Annotated in this window: 18 protein-coding genes, 2 tRNA genes, 1 other RNA gene and 3 pseudogenes; 3 read left to right on the forward strand and 21 right to left on the reverse strand. The window is 36.5% G+C overall.

The features are described 5' to 3' along the window. Window positions 1-56 precede the first annotated feature (56 nt). Complete coding sequence (locus tag JCM1039_RS01915; protein ID WP_025014429.1) at window positions 57-1,409, forward strand: Mur ligase family protein; 1,353 nt, start codon at window positions 57-59, stop codon at window positions 1,407-1,409. Between the two features lie 88 nt (window positions 1,410-1,497). Here the strand turns inward: JCM1039_RS01915 and JCM1039_RS01920 are convergent. Next, window positions 1,498-1,570: transfer RNA gene (locus JCM1039_RS01920), tRNA-Gln, on the reverse strand. A gap of 6 nt (window positions 1,571-1,576) precedes the next feature. Beyond that, window positions 1,577-1,648 (reverse strand) — tRNA-Glu (locus JCM1039_RS01925). 88 nt (window positions 1,649-1,736) lie between these two features. Between JCM1039_RS01925 and JCM1039_RS01930 the strand changes: the two genes are divergently transcribed. Continuing rightward, window positions 1,737-2,750 carry a serine hydrolase domain-containing protein gene (locus tag JCM1039_RS01930; RefSeq protein ID WP_025014430.1) on the forward strand — a complete coding sequence of 338 codons (1,014 nt, stop codon included), beginning with the start codon at window positions 1,737-1,739 and terminating at the stop codon, window positions 2,748-2,750. Window positions 2,751-2,844: 94 nt separating this feature from the next. Here the strand turns inward: JCM1039_RS01930 and JCM1039_RS10280 are convergent. The 3 genes and pseudogenes from JCM1039_RS10280 to JCM1039_RS01945 all read right to left on the reverse strand — a co-directional run bounded on the left by JCM1039_RS10280 (window position 2,845) and on the right by JCM1039_RS01945 (window position 6,375). Beyond that, window positions 2,845-4,224: pseudogene (locus tag JCM1039_RS10280) on the reverse strand (MFS transporter). Window positions 4,225-4,347: 123 nt separating this feature from the next. Continuing rightward, window positions 4,348-5,685, reverse strand: a complete 1,338-nt coding sequence (locus JCM1039_RS01940; RefSeq protein ID WP_025014431.1) for a glucose-6-phosphate isomerase — start codon at window positions 5,683-5,685, stop codon at window positions 4,348-4,350. A gap of 87 nt (window positions 5,686-5,772) precedes the next feature. Further along, on the reverse strand, window positions 5,773-6,375 hold the full coding sequence (locus tag JCM1039_RS01945; RefSeq protein WP_025014432.1) for a VanZ family protein: 603 nt from the start codon (window positions 6,373-6,375) through the stop codon (window positions 5,773-5,775). Between the two features lie 143 nt (window positions 6,376-6,518). Between JCM1039_RS01945 and JCM1039_RS01950 the strand changes: the two genes are divergently transcribed. Further along, window positions 6,519-8,699 carry an LTA synthase family protein gene (locus tag JCM1039_RS01950; protein WP_025014433.1) on the forward strand — a complete coding sequence of 727 codons (2,181 nt, stop codon included), beginning with the start codon at window positions 6,519-6,521 and terminating at the stop codon, window positions 8,697-8,699. A 34-nt stretch (window positions 8,700-8,733) separates the two neighbouring features. Here the strand turns inward: JCM1039_RS01950 and JCM1039_RS01955 are convergent, their stop codons facing one another. The 16 genes and pseudogenes from JCM1039_RS01955 to JCM1039_RS02025 form a co-directional block, all read right to left on the reverse strand. Next, a complete protein-coding gene (locus tag JCM1039_RS01955) occupies window positions 8,734-10,185 on the reverse strand; it encodes a sensor histidine kinase (protein ID WP_025014434.1) in 1,452 nt (483 codons plus the stop codon). Then, window positions 10,185-10,907 carry a response regulator transcription factor gene (locus JCM1039_RS01960; protein ID WP_025014435.1) on the reverse strand — a complete coding sequence of 241 codons (723 nt, stop codon included), beginning with the start codon at window positions 10,905-10,907 and terminating at the stop codon, window positions 10,185-10,187. The genes JCM1039_RS01955 and JCM1039_RS01960 overlap by 1 nt, the downstream gene beginning before the upstream one ends. Then, complete coding sequence (locus JCM1039_RS01965; protein ID WP_025014436.1) at window positions 10,907-11,299, reverse strand: SdpI family protein; 393 nt, start codon at window positions 11,297-11,299, stop codon at window positions 10,907-10,909. The genes JCM1039_RS01960 and JCM1039_RS01965 overlap by 1 nt, the downstream gene beginning before the upstream one ends. 35 nt (window positions 11,300-11,334) lie before the next feature. Further along, the gene (manA, locus tag JCM1039_RS01970; RefSeq protein WP_025014437.1) at window positions 11,335-12,300 is read right to left on the reverse strand and encodes a mannose-6-phosphate isomerase, class I; all 966 of its coding nucleotides are present in this window, start codon (window positions 12,298-12,300) and stop codon (window positions 11,335-11,337) included. 92 nt (window positions 12,301-12,392) lie between these two features. Continuing rightward, window positions 12,393-13,556, reverse strand: a complete 1,164-nt coding sequence (locus JCM1039_RS01975; protein WP_025014438.1) for a MalY/PatB family protein — start codon at window positions 13,554-13,556, stop codon at window positions 12,393-12,395. Between the two features lie 7 nt (window positions 13,557-13,563). Next, window positions 13,564-14,303, reverse strand: a pseudogene (locus JCM1039_RS10285) (DUF3737 family protein). Between the two features lie 172 nt (window positions 14,304-14,475). Then, window positions 14,476-14,842, reverse strand: a transfer-messenger RNA (tmRNA) gene (gene ssrA, locus JCM1039_RS11845). Between the two features lie 51 nt (window positions 14,843-14,893). Beyond that, complete coding sequence (locus tag JCM1039_RS01985) at window positions 14,894-16,078, reverse strand: acetate/propionate family kinase (RefSeq protein ID WP_025014439.1); 1,185 nt, start codon at window positions 16,076-16,078, stop codon at window positions 14,894-14,896. Window positions 16,079-16,123: 45 nt separating this feature from the next. After that, the gene (locus JCM1039_RS01990) at window positions 16,124-17,125 is read right to left on the reverse strand and encodes a class I SAM-dependent methyltransferase (protein ID WP_025014440.1); all 1,002 of its coding nucleotides are present in this window, start codon (window positions 17,123-17,125) and stop codon (window positions 16,124-16,126) included. A 172-nt stretch (window positions 17,126-17,297) separates the two neighbouring features. Continuing rightward, entirely contained in the window at window positions 17,298-17,822 is a 525-nt protein-coding gene (locus JCM1039_RS01995) for a ComGF family competence protein (RefSeq protein ID WP_034532881.1), read from the reverse strand. Beyond that, a complete protein-coding gene (locus JCM1039_RS02000; RefSeq protein ID WP_025014442.1) occupies window positions 17,812-18,081 on the reverse strand; it encodes a type II secretion system protein in 270 nt (89 codons plus the stop codon). Before JCM1039_RS02000 ends, JCM1039_RS01995 begins: the two co-directional genes overlap by 11 nt. Continuing rightward, window positions 18,078-18,497 (reverse strand): hypothetical protein, encoded by a 420-nt coding sequence (locus tag JCM1039_RS02005; RefSeq protein WP_025014443.1) that lies wholly within the window; start codon window positions 18,495-18,497, stop codon window positions 18,078-18,080. The genes JCM1039_RS02000 and JCM1039_RS02005 overlap by 4 nt, the downstream gene beginning before the upstream one ends. Then, window positions 18,478-18,816, reverse strand: a complete 339-nt coding sequence (gene comGC, locus JCM1039_RS02010; RefSeq protein ID WP_025014444.1) for a competence type IV pilus major pilin ComGC — start codon at window positions 18,814-18,816, stop codon at window positions 18,478-18,480. Before comGC ends, JCM1039_RS02005 begins: the two co-directional genes overlap by 20 nt. Window positions 18,817-18,826: 10 nt before the next feature. Then, window positions 18,827-19,827 (reverse strand): annotated as a pseudogene (locus JCM1039_RS10290) (type II secretion system F family protein). After that, window positions 19,796-20,770 carry a competence type IV pilus ATPase ComGA gene (gene comGA, locus JCM1039_RS02020; RefSeq protein WP_025014445.1) on the reverse strand — a complete coding sequence of 325 codons (975 nt, stop codon included), beginning with the start codon at window positions 20,768-20,770 and terminating at the stop codon, window positions 19,796-19,798. Before comGA ends, JCM1039_RS10290 begins: the two are co-directional and overlap by 32 nt. 186 nt (window positions 20,771-20,956) lie before the next feature. Beyond that, window positions 20,957-21,685, reverse strand: coding sequence for a YebC/PmpR family DNA-binding transcriptional regulator (locus tag JCM1039_RS02025; protein WP_025014446.1), 729 nt, complete (start codon window positions 21,683-21,685; stop codon window positions 20,957-20,959). Window positions 21,686-21,726: the final 41 nt, after the last annotated feature.

Here is a 21,726-nt window from a genome sequence, read left to right on the forward strand (position 1 = left end):
GGTAAAACTCGTTTTCTATGCTAAACTAAAACGTAGTTTTAAAGTGAGGGATGTACATGAGTTTTAAATCAGGAGTCGCTAAAGTCGCCGGAAAATCTAGTTACTGGTTTTTGCATAACGTCATGAAGGGCGGTACTAGTTTTCCTGGAAAATTAGCGATGAAAATCGATCCAAACGTGCTGAATTCTTTAGCTAAAGGCTATGAAACCGTCATTGTTACTGGTACTAATGGCAAGACCATGACCACAGCTTTGATCGTTGAAGCCTTGAAGAAAAAATATGGTGATGTTTTAACTAACCCATCTGGTTCCAACATGCAACAAGGAATTGTCACCGCATTTTTAGCACATAAGCACAAACGCGTTAAGCGCAAGATTGCTGTGCTTGAAGTAGACGAAGCAAACGTTAAGATGGTAACCAAGCTGCTTCACCCTAGCGTCTTTGTTTTGACCAATATTTTCCGTGATCAAATGGACCGTTATGGTGAAATTTATACTACTTATGAAAAGATCGTAAATGGGATTAAGTTAGCACCAGATGCAACAATTATTGCTAACGGTGATGCCAGCATCTTTTCATCAGTTGAATTGCCGAATAAAAAGATCTTTTATGGCTTCAAGTTAACTGATGACAAGCCAGAGAATGATTTTAAGGCACCCGTTAATACAGACGGCGTTCTTTGCCCTAAATGTGATCATATCTTGCATTACCACGAAAGAGTCTACGCAAACTTAGGTGATTTCTTCTGCCCTAACTGTGGCTACCATCGTCCTGATTTAACTTTTACAGTTAACAAGATTATTGATCAAACACCTAACAGCTTGAAGTTCCAAATGGGTAATAAGGACTACTCAATTAATATTGGTGGTACCTACAACATTTACAATGCTTTAGCTGCTTACTCCGTTGCTCGTCATTTCGGTTTGACTGAAGCTGAAGTTGCCCAAGCATTTGCAGAAAACAAGCGTATCTTTGGTCGTCAAGAATTAATCCATTATGGTGGCAAAGATATCGACTTGATTTTGGTTAAAAACCCTGTTGGTCTTGACGAAGTTTTGCATATGCTTAATACCGAAAAAGATGATTATTCATTAGTAGCTTTGCTTAACGCAAACCATGCGGATGGTATTGATACTTCTTGGATTTGGGACGCAGACTTCGAAGGATTAGATCGCAGCAAGATTAAGAAGGTTCTTGTCGGTGGTCAACGCTGGCACGACATGGGCTTCAGACTCGAAATCGCCGGATTTGATCCAGGCGCAATGGATACCAATCCTGATGATGACAGTTTAATTGAAGAAATCAAAAAATTACCAACCAAGAAAGTTTACATTCTTTCAACTTATACTGCTATGCTTGCCTTACGTAAGACTATGGCTGAAAGGAAAATTATTAAAGCTGGTATGTAACATTGAACGATCCATAAATATTATGGATCGTTTTTTTGTATCAAAAAAGCTGGATCAAACTGATCCAGTTTTAAATTATTCATTCTTATTGGGATATTGGGGCTCGAACCCAAACATCCAGGAACCAGAATCCTGTGCCTTACCAATTTGGCTATATCCCAGTGAAATCACCCGTACGAGAATTGAACTCATAACTCCACCTTGAGAGGGTGGCGTCTTAACCATTTGACCAACGGGCGAATCAACACTCATAATTATGCTGTTTTCTTCTAGGCTTGTCAAGTCATTTTGTCTATAATTAGGAGTAATGGACGGTGAAAAATACAAATGATCAATTACAATAAAACGCAAAATTTAATCGAATCGATGGTCTTCGATCGTGTTGTTCCTGGGGTAAATTATACCTTTATTAATAAGAAACAAATCTTCACATCAACAACGGGTTTTGCAAGTATCTATCCTGAAGTCACACAACTTAGCCCATTCGCGGAATATGATCTTGCCAGCTTGACCAAGGTACTAGCTACAGAAAACGTACTGCTTAAGCTTTACGACCAAGGCAAGTTAAATTTTACTGAACCTCTGCAACAATTCATTCCTGAATTCAAAGATCCACGAATTCGCCTTTATCATTTACTCACACACACGAGTGGTATTCGTGGCTGGATTCCTCATCGTGACGAATTAAATCACGATGAACTTCTAAAAGCATTAATCAATTTACCTGTCACGGGTGAATTCGAGCATAAAATGCGCTACGCCGACACTAATTTCATTTTACTTGGTTTGGTTATCAAGAGTATCTATGGCAAGCCAGTGCAAGAAGTAGCCACTCAAGAAGTACTAAAACAAATGCCACTTGTTAACACCACCTTCTCTCCTAAAAAAGAAGATTGTGTACCAACTGCAATTGTTGATGGAACGGTACTGCAAGGCATCCCCCACGACCCTAAAGCTAGACAACTTGGTAGTGACTGTGGCTCAGCTGGACTTTTCTCCAACATGCGCGATCTAATTACCTTTAGTCAAGCTTATCTTGGTTTAAAACGAGATGTTCTTCCTTATAGCCAAGATACTGTAAGTAAATTATTTGAAGATAAAACGCCTAAAAACGTTAAGCCACGTTCATGGGGGTGGGATTTACGCTTTGATCCAGAACACAATTATCCAATTATTCTGCATACTGGTTTTACCGGCACCCTCATCATACTTGATCGATTAAAACAAACTGGCTTAATTTTATTAACCAACCGTGTGCACCCTACTGGTCACAACACCATTTTCTTAGCCATGCGTGAAAAAATTATTCGCAGCTTCCTAGAAGAAAACTCAAAAGTATAGAAAAAAGACGACTGTGTGTCAGCCGTTTTTTTATCTCTCACTAAATTTCATCATCCGTCTATTATTATAACTTATTTTCTCAATCTAGCCTAATTTATTTAGCTTTTTCTGCTTTAAACATTCTCCAGTAGCTAAATAAAATAATCAAACTCATTAATAGAGTAAAGCAAAATGCTACTTGACTGCCTTGAGCGGTAGCCATTGCATAAGAGCCATGACTTTGTTTTTGCCATACTGACATGATTGAAGCAAGAATTGTTGTACCAACAGAACCAGCCAACTGTTGACTAGTTTGACAAACAGCAGTCGCATCGGCACGCAGTTTTCCTTTTTCTGTTTTCAAAGCTTCTGCCATAGTATTGCTGAAAGACATTCTGTGCCCTAGCATCATAAAGCCATAGAAGATTACAATCATCATTGTACTCAAGTTCAAACCAAAAACAGCAAACAATAAACATCCTAGAGCCATCAAAAGACCACCAAGATACAATGGTAATTTAGCCTCACGTTTATCATACAAGCTACCAAAATATGGATTAAGTAATCCAGCAATGATACTTCCTGGTAGTAATATCAAACCACCAATGAGTGAGCTTTGTTTGCCAACAATTTGGATGTAGTTAGGCAAAACAAAACTGATACCGATATTGTTAAATTGCAAAAGAAAATATGCTAGTGCTCCGAAGACAAAGGCTTTTTGTTTGAGTACTGCTAAATCAAGCAGTTTCTTAGATGATTTTTGTGATAATTTTACAAAGGACCAGATCAATAAAGCAGTGACTACTAACAGGATCTACAATAATGGATTGGCCAAGCCATTAGTAATTTGGTTAACGCCTAAAGTTAACGTGATGAAAGCAGCGGCTAATGTAATAAATGAGAGGTAATCAAAACTACTCTTAACTTGATCATGATACTTACCTATTACTGGTGTTCCAGCCACAAAAACAATTAGAGCAAAAATGGTAACGAAAGCAAAAATCCAACGCCAATTTAAGTAATATGTCGTAATACCACCAAAAGCTGGTCCTAAAGTTGGAGCCATCGCTACTACTAAACCGGCAATTCCCATATAAACGCCCCACTTAGAACGTGGCATAATTTCTGTTACTAAGTTAAAGATCAAAGGCGTACTCAATCCAGCGCCTAATGCAGAAATTAATCGACCTAGCAGTAAAATTGGAAAGTTAGGAGCGATTGCACTAATAACACTACCTACCATAAAGCCAACACAGGCAGTAATAAATAATTGCTTAGCAGTAAAACGGTCATTCAAATATGATGAACAAATCATAATAATAGCGATCATCAATAAATAGCCTGTTGTAGTCCATTGAATGGTATCCAGCGTAACATTAAATTCCTTCATCATAGTTGGAAATGTTACATTTAAACTTGTTTCCGTTAGAATTCCTACAAAAGAAATAAAAGCTGCTGATAAAACAGCCAAAATATTTTTTGTGCTCTTCTTCATAATCTCTTCCTTCATAAATAATCAAACAAAAAGAGTAGAAACTATTTGGGTTTCTACTCTTTCTTTAATTAGCAAAGCTAATTATATTAAAACGCATACTATCAAATATGCTGAGTATTTTTATTAAAGACGCTTAGTTAAATCGTCGTGTAAATCTTCGTAACCTGGTTTGTTAAGAAGACCAAACATGTTACGTTTGTATTCTTCAACACCTGGTTGGTTGAATGGGTTAATGCCATTCAAGTAACCTGAAATAGCAATAGCTAATTCAAAGAAGTAAATCATGTAACCTAAAGTGTGTTCAGATTGATCTGGAATATTAACAGTCATAACTGGAACACCACCGTCAGTGTGAGCTAAAACAACACCTTCATAAGCACGGTCATTTACGTAGTTCAAGCTCTTGCCTTCCAAGAAGTTAAGTTGGTCAAGGTTCTTTTCATCGCCTGGAATCTTAACATCGTGACGAGGGTTTTCAACACGGATAACAGTTTCGAATAAGTTACGTAAACCTTCTTGGATGTATTGACCAAGTGAGTGAAGGTCAGTAGTAAAGTTAGCGCTTGATGGCCAGATACCCTTGTTGTCTTTACCTTCTGATTCACCCATCAATTGTTTGCACCATTCACCAAACATTCTAAGACTTGGTTCATAGTTTTCAACAATTTCAGTAGTGTAACCCTTACGGTAAAGAATATTACGTAAAGCTGCATATTGGTATGGAGTAGCCTTTGACAAATCAGTGTCAGTGTAATCAGCACGAGCGTCTGCTGCACCCTTCATCAATTCATCAATATCAGCACCAGCTGCAGCAATTGGAAGTAAACCAACAGCAGTAAGAACACTGTAACGACCACCAATGTCATCTGGAACTACAAATTCTTCATAACCTTCAGCATCAGCTTCGGTCTTCAAAGCACCCTTTTGACGGTCAGTAGTTGCGTAAATTCTCTTAGCAGCTTCTTCTTTACCGTACTTCTTAATTAACTTATCTTTAAAGATTCTAAATGCTACCGATGGTTCAGTAGTAGTACCTGACTTAGAAATTACGTTAATGCTGAAGTCCTTGTCGCCTAACCATTCAATTAAGTCGTAAAGGTATGAACCTGAAAGCGAGTTACCACAGAAGACAACAGTTGGCATATCGCTGTCAGCCTTACCATAGAAATTACTGTTCAAGAATTCAATTGCAGCTTGTGCACCAAGGTATGAACCACCAATACCGATACAAATTAAAGCATCTGAATCGTTTTGGATCTTCTTGGCAGCCTTCTTAATACGAGCGAATTCATCCTTATCATAATCTACTGGCAAGTCAAGCCAACCACGGAAATCGTTACCAGCACCGGTACCTTCACGGAGTTCAGTGTTAGCAGCATTTACCATAGCTTGCATTTCACTTAATTCATTTTCGTGAACAAATGGAGTTAATTTACTACTATCAAATTTAATTAAACTCATAAATCTGCTTCCTAACTATAAAAATTTTGTATAATCCTATTTTAACAATCTTATTTAACGAATACCAGTCTCAAATTACAAGCGCATTCATTTTTTTCTAAACAAGCGATAAATCAAATAGCCTAAAATAGCACCACAAGTGTTGAAGAAGACATCGTCAATATCGCTAACGCCAGTTTCTAACAAGAATTGCAAAGTCTCAATTCCAATTGATAACAGCATCCCTAACAGTACCGTTTTTAAAAACGACTGCTTTTTTGAAAAGACGATTGGAAACAGGATACCAAATGGTACAAGGCAAAGAATATTGCCGAATGAATTATAAAAGAAGTCCAGCCTGCTAGGAGCGTACACTAATTTCCAGGTTTCTTTCATAAAGACTAAATTAACATCGCTAAGTGGCCTGCTGAAATTAAAAATGAGCTGCCAAGGGAAATACGTATCTCGGAAAGTCGTTAACATCAAAATCAGAATCATATAAAATGCAAATATCCAAACACTAGCTTCTGATTTAAGTGAACGTCTTCTGCGAATAAAAAGAAGCCAGATTAAGCGTAAAACAGCAAAAATCAAAAAATAAAAAACTGTTTTATCTAATGCCATTAAAGTCAACTTAACTAAAGCGAAATGATTGATACTGGTCGCATATTGTTTTGCAAGAAAATTATATATTGGGCCAAAAAATAGCATGCTCTGCCTCTTTCCAAGTTATTCCTATAAAATTATACCCACTTTTTAATAACTAAATTATTAAAAAAGAGATAACTATTAGCAAAACGTTGTTTTAACCCAGCTTAACCTTTAAAATTAATGTTTGTTAAGGAGTTAATTATATGAAGAAAAAGAAAATTATTGCTTTTATTCAAACTCGACCAGGCTTTTTAACATTATTAGTCTTGTGCTTTTGGATAAAATACATTTTTGCTGCATATTTCGATTTTAATTTAGGACTGTCTGATCCTTATCAGCACATCATTATGTGGCTCAGTCCTATCGGAACAGCGATCATCCTTATCAGTATCGGTTTTTATTTTCCTAAACCACTTGTATCATATATTGCAATGCTGGTGATGGATTTTGCCAACACCGCTTTATTGTTCGCAAATATTATTTACTACCGGCAGTTTACAGACTTTTTAACCATTAAAACAATGACTAACGCTGGCAAAGTATCACAAGGTTTAGGCAAAAGCACCGTTGCACTGCTTCATCCTAGTGACATTATTATTTGGATAGACCTAATCATCATCATTACTCTCTTAATCATTCATAAAATCAAAATTGATCAAAAATCATACGGTCTATCTATGCCTTTTGCTATCACATCGATTGGCGCACTTTTAACCACTTTGAACATTTTCTTAGCAGAAACTTCCCGTCCTCGCCTTTTACGTAATACCTTTGATCGTTCTTACGTTGTGAAGTATTTAGGCGTTGACACTTTTGCTGCTTACGATGGAATTAAAAGTGCACAAAATGGTCAGGTAACCAGAAATGCTAACGCTTCAGATTTAAACAATATTTTGAATTTCACCAAGCAAAATTATGCCGCTCCTTCTTCTTCATATTTTGGCATTGAGAAAAATCGCAATGTAATCGTGATTCACCTTGAAAGTTTCCAACAGTTTTTGATCAATCTTAAGGTTAACGGTAAAGAAGTAACCCCATTTTTAAACTCGTTATACAAGAATAAACATACCATCAGCTTCAGTAACTTTTACCATCAAGTAGGTCTAGGCCGTACCAGTGATGCAGAAAACATGCTTGAAACTGGCACATATGGTATTTCAGACGGTTCGCTTTTTACTTCATTGGGTTCAGAAAATACATTCCAAGCCGCACCTCAAATTTTGCGCCAAGATGGTTACACTTCAGCCGTCTTCCATGGCAACGTAGGTACTTTTTGGAACAGAAATGATGTTTATAAAAACATGGGCTACAATTATTTTTTCGACAAAAACTATTACTCTGCACATCCCAAAGACGCTAGTGGCTATGGTTTAAAAGATAAACTGTTCTTTGCCGAAAGTATTAAATACCTAGAACAAATGCAGCAACCGTTCTACACTAAATTTATTACGGTTACTAACCACATTCCGTTCAATTTGGATAAAGAAGATCAAGATCCTAACTTTAAGACTACAAATACTACGGATCAAACCATCAATAATTATTTTGTAACGGCTCACTACCTTGATAAAGCAATTCATGAATTCTTCAATTACCTTAAATCTTCTGGTTTATACAAGAATACCATGGTAGTAATTTATGGTGACCACTATGGTTTAAGCAATTCGGAAAATGAAACTTTAGCTCCAATTATCGGCGAAAGTTCTGATACTTGGAATACTTACAACAACGTCCAAATGCAACGTGTGCCATTCATGATTCATGCTAATAATCTTAGGGGTCAAATCAATCATGAAGTCGGTGGTGAAATTGACGTTCTACCTACTCTACTTCATTTGCTTGGCGTTAATACAAAAGACTACGTTCAATTCGGAAATGACTTACTTTCACCTCACAGACAAAATTGGGTAGTCTTTAGAAACGGCACAATCGTTAGTTCTAAGTACGTCATTGTTGGTGCCAAAGGAATTAAGGGTACTGTCTATGACCGTAAAAATGGTAAACAGATTATCAACTTTACTCCTCAAGAAAAGAAAGAAATTGCCGAACTGGCTAAAAAAGGTAAAGACTCGCTTCATTATTCAGATCTATTGAACAACCATAATTTGCTACGCTTCTATACGCCTAAAGGTTTCATTCCAGTTGATCCAGATCAATTTAATTATTCCGAAAACTATCAGAGAATGATTACAATTAGGCAACAACTCAGAGGTCATTCTACTTCTCTATATAGCAGACACCACGGCTCAACAACTGGACTTTACCGCACTAGTGCACCAGAACTAAAAGGCCGTCAAGAAGAAATTGATCGAGTCTCTGAAGAGGTAAAGAACAACAGCAGTAAAAATTCCGCTACAAGCAGTAGCAGTGAAGATGACCAATAAAAATAGCCCGGAAAAATATTTCCAGACTATTTTTTTATTTTTCAACAAATCGTTCAAAGCCTTTATCATAAAAAACTACGGTAAATGTCGAACCTTTGCCAGGTTCTGACTCAACAGTTACTTTACCACCATGTTGCTTAATTAAAGATGATACTATCGCTAAACCTAGACCGGATTCTCCCGTGCCCATTCGTGCTCTAGACGGATCAGCCTTGAAGAAACGTTCAAAGATATACTTAATTTGATCTTTGCTCATTCCAATACCATTATCTTTAACCGACAGCACAGTCGCATGTACCATGCGTTCTCCTTTAATTTCGATCTTGCCATCATGGGTAAACTGAATAGCATTTTGAACCAAGTTGACCATTACTTGAGTGAAACGATCACGATCAGCATAGATTGGCAAATCATCAGGAGCTATTACTTCCAGTTCATCATTGGCCTTATCCGCACTTTGACTAAGCTGAGATTTCAAATCTTGTAAAATCGGCGTAGCATTGAAATTCGTCTTGATCAAATTAATTTGATTATTGCGAATCTTTTCATAGTCCAAATTTTCATTAACTAATCGAATTAAACGCTTAGTTTCTCTTTGCATTAATGCAATTGACTTTGGCTTAGATTCTTCTGGAATCGCATCATATTGAAGGCCTTCTAAAATACCATTGATGGTAGTCAATGGTGTTCTCATTTCATGCGCCGCGTCCGCCATAAATTGATCTCGCCGTTTTTCCTGTGCCTTAACTTCTTCATTAGATTGCTTTAAAGCTTGAACCATCTTATTAAAGTTTTCGGCTAGCTGGTCAATTTCGTCGCTATCTTTATGTTGGATCTGCACATTGAAGTTACCTGAAGCAACTTTTTGCGTTGCCCGAGACAAACGTTTAATTCGTTTAGTTGAATAATATGAAATAATAAAACTTAAAATCAAACCAACCGCTACAGTCATCAGCAATGCCCTGAGCAAATTACGCTTAGCCATATAAATTGGTCTTTCAACATGTGTAACTCGCGAACTAATCCAAGCTACACCTACCAAGTTTTTACCATTTATCCAAGGAACAAGTACACCAGTATATGCATCCTTAGTCGATCTAATCGGCGACTTTTCATTATGATTATTTTGAATGCGAATCTCTTGGCCGGTCTTCAATGTAGAAAAAACAGTCTTAGATAGTTGAATCTTAGCATTAACCTTAGGATAAATTTGTTCATTCTTATCATTAAAAATACGCAAATGAACATCTTCACCGTGTAAAACAAATTCTAATTGATTCAAGAAATTATTACTGAGAAGTGCCGTGCCGTTCTTTCCATCAGCTTCAGCTAATTCACCAAGTGACTCCGCATAGCCTTCCATTCGCTGATAATTTTGCAAATACGCCTGATCGCGCGCATAGCCAATTTCAGAATAGCCGATAATTGAAATCGTAGTTACAATTATCAACAAAAAACCTAGCATGTTTTGATAAATTAACTTCATTATTTTGCCTGTGAATCATCAAATTTGTAACCTACGCCCCAAACGGTTTGGATTACCTTAGCTCCAACCTTTTCGAGCTTCTGACGCAACTTCTTAATATGGGCATCAACGGTTCTTTCTTCACCGTAATATTCATAGCCCCATACTAATTCCAAAAGTTGATCACGCGAAAAGACTTGCTTAGGCTTTTGAGCCATTGTATAAAGCAAGTCAAATTCTTTAGGCGTTAAATCAGTCACAGGCTGACCATCGAATAGGACTTCACGCCTACTCTTGGAAATTTTTAAGTGTTCAGTTTCAATTTCATAGTCTTGCTTTGTTTCTTGCGGAAGTGAAGGCTTTTCTTCCATCATTACACGACGATGAAGAGCCTTGATTCTTGCAATTAAAGCAATTGGACTAAAAGGCTTAGTGACATACTCATCAGCTCCGATGCCCAGACCAAGTACTTGATCTGATTCACTGCCTCTAGCAGTAAGCATGATAATTGGAACAGTAGGAGAAATCGCTCTTACTTCCTTTGCCACTTGAATACCGTCTTTCTTAGGCAGATTCAAATCAAGCGTAATCAAATCATACTTATCTGCATTTTTTTTAAACATATCGACGGCTTCGACACCGTCGACAGCAATATCTTGCTCCCAACCTTCTTTTTTGAAAAACATTCCTATCATTTCAGCGACGGAATTGTCATCTTCAACCATTAAAATTTTCAAATTCATTATCGATCCCTGAATCCCTTTGTTCTTTGACGTTTCACTTGATCGGGATCAACATAGTCATGTGGCAATTCATGCCGTTTAAGCAGAAACTTTTTCAAACTTTTTTCTGTATAAACAATTGGCAACAAGATAAATAAATAAAAAGTTAATAGCCAAATAAGAAAATAGCGATCCCAATTCAAAAAGTGAATAATTAAACCAATCACAACTTGAATCAAACCAAAGAGAATACAATATAAACTTGCCCTTCTTTGAGCAAATTTAAAACTCTCCTTGCTGACTTGCGCCAGATAAGATAAATAGCCATAAATTCGATTAGGTTTTTTAGCTGGTGAAATCAGCCAAAGTATCCCAATCACCATCATAATTAAGCCACAAGCGACATAGATCACAAATTCTCACTCCTAATTCTGATAAATTAAAACGGTTATTCCTCACCAGGTGCAGACATAACTATTCTCATTTTACCAGTGAATGTGAATTTCTTCATCTCATTTGGAATAATTAAATTAGTTCCCATCTTTAAATCATATGACTTGCCGTCAGCTTCAAGTTTGCCTTTGCCCTTGATTACTGATACAAGCAAGTATGGATGGTTCTTCAAAACGGTCTTCCAAGTACCGTCAAGATCGATTTGCCATAAGTAAAAGTGTGGTGAAATTGGTGGTTCTACCAAAGTCTTAATTTCTGCGTCTTGATCCTTGTTAGTCTTTATATCAAGCTTGGGATCAACGTGTGGCACAGTTGTTACATCAATTGATTTTTGGGTGTGAAGTTCACGCTTCTTGCCAGTCTTCTTATCAACACGATCATAGTCATACAAACGGTAAGTAACGTCACTTGATTGTTGAGTTTCAATTACCAAGCATCCCTTAGTCAAAGCATGAATTGTACCTGCAGGAACGTAGAAGAAGTCGCCAGCTTTTACTGGAACCTTTCTAAGCAACTTGTCCCATTCACCCTTGTGAATCATGTCTGCTAATTCTTCACGAGTCCTAGCATGGTGACCATAAATAATGTAGGCACCTGGATCAGCTTGCATAACATACCAACTTTCAGTTTTACCTGAATCGTTTTCTACCTTGCGAGCATAATCATCGTCTGGGTGTACTTGAACTGATAAGTTATCATTAGCGTCCAAGAATTTTACCAAAAGTGGAAATTCCTTAGCTTTAGGATTACCAAAAAGTTCTGGGTGCTTCAAATAAACATCTCTAAGTGACATACCCTTAAGCGGGCCTTCAGTTACAGTTGAAGCATCATCTTTATAACCTGAAATAATCCAAGCTTCACCGACTTTTCCATCTGGAATATCATAGTTAAAAATATCTTTTAATTTACGACCGCCCCAAATCTTAGGTCTAAAGTATGGGGTTAAAAATAATGGTTCCATTTAAATCACCTCACATAAAGTATATACTTTAATGTAATAAAAATGAAATCCCTTTCTTAATTATATATCTATTTTTTACTTTACATGTAAAGCTATTTGCTATACTTACCAATTCCTTCAGCCAAACGACTTAAACCATCTTTGACCATTTCTAATGGGCAAGCCAAATTAATGCGGATAAAGTCATGACCATCGCTGCGATAGATACTACCAGCAGAAACAATTAGGCCAGTTTCTTGTCTGATAAAATCAACCAACTTTTGTGAATCAGTAGTAATTTCATGCACATCAATCCACATTAAATAAGTGGCTGTTCCTGGAATAACTTTAACGGCTGGAATCTTATCTTGGATAAACTTGGTTGCATAATCAAAGTTCTCGTTTAATTGTGCTTTTAAGTCTTTTAACCAATCATGCCCCTTTTTATATGCGGCAATGGTTGCTGGAATAGCTAATAAATTAGGTTCTGCTACTTCATCACTATTCAATCCGCGACTAACCATGTCACGCAAATTATCATCTGGCACAATTGTAGTTGCTGCATGAAGAGCTGCTACATTAAAGGTCTTACTTGGTGAAACAAGTGAAATTACATTATGCTTAGCTGGACCTTCAACTGCAAATGCTGGCGTATAATCTGGCCCTTTTCTAATCAAATCGCCGTGAATTTCATCTGAAAGCAAGGTTACATGATGTTTATGGCATAAATCTGCAATTCTTTGTACTTCTTCTGCTGTCCAGACTTTACCTACAGGATTATGAGGATTACAAAAGATCATCAAAGTAGTTAACGGTTCTGCAAGTTTTTGTTCTAGATCTTGCCAATCAACTTCGTATTTTTCACCATCAAATTGTAAATCACTAGATAATACGTGGCGTCCATTATTCAAAATAGAATTATAAAAAATATTGTAGACTGGTTCTTGTACTAAAACATTATCACCAATATGTGAAATTCGACGAACAATTGATGAAATTGCAGGTACAACACCAGTAGTAAAGATCATCCACTTATTTTCAGGACGATGGTTGTGCTCAGTTTCATACCAATCTGCTACTGCATTAAAGTAATCATCTTTAGGAAATTCATAACCAAATGCACCTAAGGCAATCTTATCTTTCATTGCAGCAGTTATTTCTGGAGCAGTTTTAAAGTCCATATCTGCAATCCACATTGGTAATTCGCCAGATTTTACATCCCACTTTACTGAATTAGTATGTGTTCTATCCGGAGCATTTACAAAATCATATTGTATATTATCACTAGTCCTTTGGTTCTTGATTCATATCTGACTGATCAACTCTTTTACCGATCTTTGGACAATCGATTGTTGTCTTTGCAGGATCGATCTTAGTATTAAGTTCTACATCCATGTTTGAAACATATTCAAAAACTAAGTCTGTGTGGATGAGTGAGCTATTTTTCATTTCAAGTTGATCAATGTAGTTTAATCCTTGGTCACTTTCAATTTTACAATTAATAAACTTAATATTGTTAGTATTCCAAGCCTAATATTCGCCATCAATAATTGAGTTATAAATTGTAACGTTCTTACAATTCCAAAATGCATCCTTAGATACAAAAGTTGAATTGTGAACTTCAATATTTTCAGCACCGTCAAAAACGTAATTACCTACTACGCTAACATTATCAAGATAGATGTTTTTACTATCTTTACCAAAATAATCACCATTAATTTGAGAATTAGTGATTTTAATATCATCACAAGTCCACATTGTTTCCTCGGCATCAGCAAAGTGAACACTGTCTAAAATAATATGACTAGCTCTTCTAAACAATTTTGGAGCTTGCAATACACTATTTTTAATTGAAATATTCTTTGTGTACCAAATGCCGCTTCTAGACATTGTTTCAAAAGTAGTATTTTGTGCTTCCTTTAAAGGTGATTCACCTTCGCCAAAAGTTATACCATCTAAATTTGCATCGTTTAAACCGTAAAGGAATCTTTCTCTTCAAAATATCTATTCTTAATTTCTCTCATTATTATTTTCCCATGTATTTAATATCATTAATTTCGTTTTTAACCATATTTATTGTACAAGCTATGTTTAATACTTATTATTAGCACATCTAAATAGCTAAAAGTTATAGATAAAAAGATATTGCAAAAAAAGCCTTGCTAGGATAGCTTCCTAACAAGGCTTTCTTCATATCTATGGAGATGAGGGGAATTGAACCCCTGTCCAAACGCATCTCGTCACTGACCTCTACGATCATAGTTATATTACTTGAACTTCACTAGTCCAAAACGCCATATAACAGGGCTAGTATGGACTAGCTAACCTGCTAAGACTCTTTTCAACTATTCAGGTGAGGTAGTTAAACGTAACTCGCTAAGTTGATACTCAGTGTCAGTCACGAGTAAGCCGACAAAGAGCAACGCATGCGCTAAATTAAGCAGCTAATGCGTAAGAATTTTTGTTATTTGCAGTTATATTTAACTGTAACGTTTTTACGTAGACGTAACCTACGAACCGCAGTCAATGCGGGTCTACGCCTGTCGAATCCCAAAACATCCCCTTGAGACTCTACTATTGTAGCATAGACCTACACAATGTGCGAACAAAAAGCTTAATTAATATGAGTTAAGCGAACAACATCACGCTCAATCATCAATTCTTCATTAGTTGGGATAACCATTACTTTGACCTTAGAATCTGGCTTAGTAATGAATCCTTCACTTACTTTATCGTTAGCTTCGTAATCTGGATCTACACCCATGTACTTAAATGCATCCATTACAGCTTTACGTACGCCCATATCGTGTTCACCAATACCTGCAGTAAAGATGATTCCATCTACACCGCCCATTTCGGCAATGTATGAACCAATATAGCGAACAATGCGGTTAATAAAGATCTTTCTTGCTAACTTAGCACGATCGCTATTGCTTTCTCTAACATCACGCATATCTGGTGAAATACCTGAAAGACCCAACAAACCAGATTTATAGTTCAACATGTAGATCATTTCATCCATTGATTTATGTTCAACATGCATTAAATGTTGGATAAGTGATGGATCGATATCACCTGAGCGTGTAGCCATAGTAATACCTGCAAGTGGACTAAAGCCCATTGAAGTATCATATGATTTTCCATCTTTAACGGCAGTAATTGAAGCACCTGAACCTAAGTGGCAAACAATCAATTTTAAGTCTTTAAGATCGTTGCCCATCATATCAGCTGCACGTGGAGCAACATAACGAACAGAAGTACCATGTGCACCATATTTACGTACACCGTACTTTTCATAATATTCATATGGAAGAGAATACAAGTAATGTACTGGATCAAGAGTACGGTGATAAGTTGTATCAAAAACAGCAACTTGAGGAACATTTGGCAATACGTTCATAAAGGCTTCAATACCACGACCTTCGGCTAGATTATGAAGTGGAGCGTAGTCTTCCAATTCATAAATTTCATGAAGATTTTCCTTGGTAATAATGGTTGAATCCTTGAAGAATTCACCACCATTAACAACACGGTGACCTACACCAACAATTTCGTTTAAATCTTCAACAACATTAAATTGCTTCAAGAATTTAAGTAATAAACTAACTGCAGCTTCTTGATCAGGAATTTCTGTTTTTTCAACATGCTTTGTTCCATCAGCCAATTTAATTTCAAATGAAGCATCGTCTAGGCCTACACGGTCAGCCATTCCTTTTGCAATTACCTTTTCATCTGGCAAAGAAAACAGCTTGTACTTGAAAGATGAACTACCAGAGTTGATTGCCAAAACTTTTTCCATAAAAATAATTTCCTCTACTTTCAATAAAGTTACATGCTTTACGAATTAATGATTGATTTTAGTATACCACTCGTTTAATTTCTCATTAAATTGAATCAATGATTGTTCTTTCTTCAATGAAGCCAACTTAGTCAACAACACTTCGCTAGGTTTAGCTTCTGAACCATGATTTTGAAAGACAAGAATAGACTTTTGATTAAATTTATTTCTAAACATGTCATCAGGCAATTCTACGATGGCCTTCAAATATACTTTTTTAGTAAGCCATGGCATAAAGTCTGCACCAATCTTACCGGATAAAATTGATTTAGGAGCGACTAAGAAAGCATAGCCATCTGGCTTCAGGTTTTTGATAATTTGTTCAATTAATAATAAGTGAGCAAATGATTGTCCCTTCTTAGCTTGATTTTCAAAATTCTTAGCATTTTCATCAATTGGGTAATAACCAATTGGTAAATCACTAACAATTGCCTCAGGATTAGGACACATCCAAGGCATCAAAGCATCTTGGCAGTAAAGTTCAATATCAAAGTTGTTCAAATGAGCCGCAACATCTGCCAAGTTTAACATTTCCTCATCATTATCAATCCCAACCAATTGGTAATTATCTTTAGAATGGTTCAAAGCCTTTAATTGAGAAATTACTGAGTAAAGCAAGTTTCCTGTACCAATTGCTGGATCAACAACTTCCATTTTTTCGTCTTTAAGCAACTTGTGCATCAACATTGCTACAACAGTGGAAATAGCTGGTGGGGTTGGCATTCGGTTGGCATCTAAGCCATCATCGTTAACTGCTTTTAAGGTCAAGAAAGTAAATACTTGTGCTTTATCCTTTTGACTAATATTTTCGTAGTCAAGTGCTTGATATTTCTTGCTTAATTCTGCAACAGTTTTTTCATCTGGTGCGCCATTTTCAACCTTTATCTTGCCTTGTTCCAAGTTGTCGAATGTTTCAACTAATGTTTCTGTAAATGAAACATTCAATGCTTTTTGTAAAGTTTGTACGCAATCCAAAAATTGATTAAAAAGTTTTTCGAAATTTTCCATCTAGTAGCCCTCCATTACCTTTAATATTTTAAAGAAAGGCAAGATGAGGTGCAAGAAAAGTCATTTATTCGATAAATATTTAATAAGCAATATATTGTTTTCCATACTAGATTGATAAATATCTTGATACATTTTGATAAACAATAATGTCGTGATTAATACTAAGATACTGCTAAACAGCGCGCTTCCTTTTACCTGTGTTTTCTTTTTTATTCCTTTTAACATTTCTATCTTCATCTGGTTCTTCGTCAAGCTGAAAAACTAAATCAGATTCTCCTTTGTTGTATTCATTAATCCGAATGATAATCTTATCTTTTCTGGTAATAAATTTGGCACTTTGAACATTGAAAATTAATGGCATATAACCACCACCATCAGATTTAGAAACCTTTATAACACGTTTGGGTAAATAATATTCTATTTTATATTCGATTTCACTTTTATCCTTATTTACTTTAACAAAGGTTGCACTTCTGCCTTTTCCTTCATTTACTAATGGATAAACCATTTTAGTATCTTCATCATGTAAATACTGATCTAATTGAACATATGCATAGGCAACTTCATTGATATGTTGGTTTTCACCTAGGTTGGCTTTTTTAACGCTTAATAATAGATTTTGCAAAATAAGTAAGACAAGCATCGTTATAAACAAAGAAAAGATTGCCTCAGCAAGCATAAAGCCCTTAGTTTTCAACGACGAATTCTTGTTTTGCATCCCGATCATAAACATAGTTATGCCCTACCTTTTCATAAATTCGATCATGGACCGTTACTTGATCTAGATTGCTTTCTTTTAAAACATGGTAGGCATATGCACGATCCGTTTTTAGCTCAATCTCTCTTCCGTTTTTCTGACTTTCGGCAACTGTCAAATATAGGCAACTTACCGCAACAGTCGCAATAATTAACGCAACAATACTTTCAGCCATTAGAAAGCCTTTTGCTTTTCTCATTTTGGCACCCTTCCCCAAAGCATTTGGTACTTTATTTTCTTCTCCAGACCGTAGCCTGAAAAAGTTACCGTACCAGGTGCTGAATAACCATGCTTATCAAAGTGAAATTTATTTAAACCAGATATTTTCATCTTTTCGTCTAGATCGACTTTTTTGTTACTTGTTCTTCCGTTTAATCTAAGGTAGTGTCCACTTTCTGAAAAAATAATCACTACGCTTTCTCCTGTGATCGTGCTGATCCTTGAAGCTTGATCGATTGCTGTAGTGACCTCTTTAACTGTATTGTCAAAAATTAGACGTTCTTGATACCTTTTGAGTTGTAAAGTTCCTATTAGCAATATACCGCAACAAATACCTAGGGTGATTATCGTTTCGATTAGAGAAAAGGCTGGTAGATTATTTCGGTTGGTAAACATTATCTTTAAAAAAGCCTTTAGAGATTGCTTTTTTCACTTGGTCTGACGTTAAATAATTTTCTTTTTCTAATTCCTTTAAACCAGGCTTGTCTCCGTATTCATTTTCATAAAGCATCATTTGCGTTTCGACTGTAGTTCTAAATGCATCAGTTGTCTTTTGATCCGCCTTCTGTTTTTGTCCAAGCAAGTTCGGTACAATCAACAAAATTAAAATCACGATAATAGCAATTACCACAACCATTTCAATCAAAGTGAAACCTTCTTGACGACGGCTTTTTGCCAAAATATTCAACAAATATTGCTTCAATCTTTTCTTCATTTTTACTCTCCTAAATCCCCTGCATCATCGAATACATAGGCAGCAACAGCTTCAAGTACATCCCAATAATGCAGATGCCAATCAAAATAAAACAAATTGGCTGTATATTCACAACTAGTTTTTCAATTCTTCCCGTTAAATCAATAAACAAACTGCGACCCAGAACCAGACATCTCTGACTCAAGCTTTTTCTTTCCGATCCTGTTTGAAGCAGTATCAATAAACTATTAGGCAAGAACTCCTCTTGCTTAACGATCTCCTCCAAGTTCTTCCCTTCGACCAATTGGCTGCCTATCTTCTGTCCCAAGGTCTGCTGCAAAGATCCTTCTTCTTGTTCTGAAGCATATTCACACATTCGCTGCAATGAAAAACCGCTAGCCAGCAACATCCCGATATCATAGACAAGCAAATAATTCACATATAACCCAATAACAGGTCCAATAATCGGATACTTCACCAACTTTTTCATCGAGTCATAATCTTGTTTATTCATCAAAGTCACAATCCGTGCTAAGAAATAGATTCCGATTAACACTACACCAATTAACAGAAGCATCACCAAATCACCGGAATGTTCACTAGTATCGCTAAATTGTGTTGAAATAAACGATTGCATAAATACCAGTAAAATTACCATCATAATTGCCAAAACAAACGGATATGATAGTTCCGACCGCAACTTCTTAACCTGTTCCTGCTTTAGCCGATTCAAGGTAGCAAGCTGATTCAAGCATTCTGTCAAATTACCCTGCTGCAAAGCTAAATTAACTTGAGTAACCGTCGTTTTAGAAAAGCCTAATTTGACCAATTCACTGCTAAAATTGGCTCCTTCTTTCATTCGCGATGCTAATTTTTCCATTAATCCTTTTCGCTTCGGCCAAAGAACCGGCATCAGTTCAATTGAATTAATCAATGAAAAACCATTATCCAAACTGTGCTTCAAATAATCTAAAAAGCTAACTGTTCCTCACCATTCAATTTATCCTTGTTGGAACTGCCAATATACTTCATCACTAATTTCTCCTCCTTCCCGTAACAACTGCATATTCTTTTGCCAGTCAATAAATTCACCACGAATATCTTGTTCCATAGCCTTTTTCAAAACTTCGTCGCTTGCAATATCCATTAAACACTTAGTCTGACCACGACTAGGCATTAAACGCTGATATGAAACTGCAGTTAAACAATTGGCTAATTCATCTTTTCTAATGCCCAAGCCCTCTAATCTAGATATGGTTTGCAATGTACTTTTAGCGTGTACCGTCGCAAACACCAAGTGACCACTCAAAGCCGCATCTACTGCTAGTCGCGCCGTTCCAGCATCGCGAATCTCACCAATAATTAAAATATCCGGACGATGTCGCAGCGCTGCTTTCAAAAGACTTTGATAGTCAATTCCTGCTTCAATATTGACTTGTGATTGCAAAAAAGTGGCTTCATGAACTTCAACTGGATCCTCAATTGTCATCACGACTTTATTCTTGCCTATTTCTTTAACAACTTCGTACATCGTAGTAGTCTTTCCAGAACCAGTAGGACCGCTTGTAATGATCAAACCTCTGCGCGAAGCTAAACTCTTTATATTTTCCAATTGCTTGTCCATAAAATACTGACTGTGGTCAATGCCATAAATGATTCTGACCACCAACGATTCCTGATCGGAAAAATCACCCAAGCTAGACAACCTTAAGTAGTATTCTTGCTCATCTGCATTAAATATCATCGCCCCAACTTGCGGACGACGGTGTTCTGCAATATCCATTTGAGCACTATATTTAAAGAAATTGATGATCTCTTGTCCCTCATTTAGCGGAAAAGATTTTTGTCTTTCAACGCCCTTAATAGTTCTAAATTCCACCACAGTTTCTTTTCTTTTCGGAAAAAAGAAAATATCACTGACTTTATCTGCAACAGCAGAAACGAGCAATCCATTGATAATCTCTTTAGTCTTCATAAAAACCTCCTTTTTCACCCCACACTATTTATTACGCAAAAAAAGGCGATTTTTTTCTGAGAAAAATAAAAAAATTTACAAACAGCTAAAAATGTTAATTTAAAGCCGTTTGTAAATTAAGTAATTATTAAATTTGAGCACAAAAAAATAGCTCAGTCACTAGGACTAAGCTATCTTTTATTTTAATTAGTCTTCATCAGCTGCAGCAGTGTAAACATTTTGAACGTCGTCGTTGTCTTCCAAAGCATCAACTAAATGTTCAAATTGTTCCTTCTTATCTGCTGGAACAGGAGTGGTGTTTTGTGGAATCATAGTTAATTCAGCATCAGCAAGCTTGTAGCCGTCCTTGATAAGAGCGTCACGAACTGCTGCGAATTCCTTAGGATCAGTGTAGATTTCGTATGCATCATCACTGGTTTGTAAGTCGTCACCACCAGCATTCATAACATCAAGCAACATTTGATCTTCATCAGCATCAGTAGTTGAACGGTCAATTACGATGTAGCCTTTACGGTCAAACATGTATGCAACTGAACCAGTAGCACCAAGTGATCCACCATTACGAGTGAATGCAACACGAACATCTGAAGCAGTACGGTTCTTGTTGTCAGTCAATGCTTCTACAAAGACAGCAACACCACCTGGAGCGTAGCCTTCGTAAGTGATTTCGTCGTAATGTTCTTCTGATCCACCTTCGGCCTTCTTGATCGCACGCTTGATGTTATCCTTAGGCATGTTGTTTGAACGTGCCTTATCAATTACCATACGTAATGTAGGATTCCCATCAGGATCAGGACCACCACTCTTTGCAGCCATGTAAATTTCACGAGATAACTTTTGGAAAATTTTACCTCTCTTTGCGTCTTGCGCATTCTTGCGGCCTTGAATATTGTGCCATTTTGAATGTCCTGACATAAGGATCCTTCTTTCTTTTTTCTAATATTAATTAACGTTAT

This window comes from Lactobacillus kitasatonis DSM 16761 = JCM 1039 (assembly GCF_000615285.1).
In the GTDB taxonomy this organism is placed as follows: domain Bacteria; phylum Bacillota; class Bacilli; order Lactobacillales; family Lactobacillaceae; genus Lactobacillus; species Lactobacillus kitasatonis.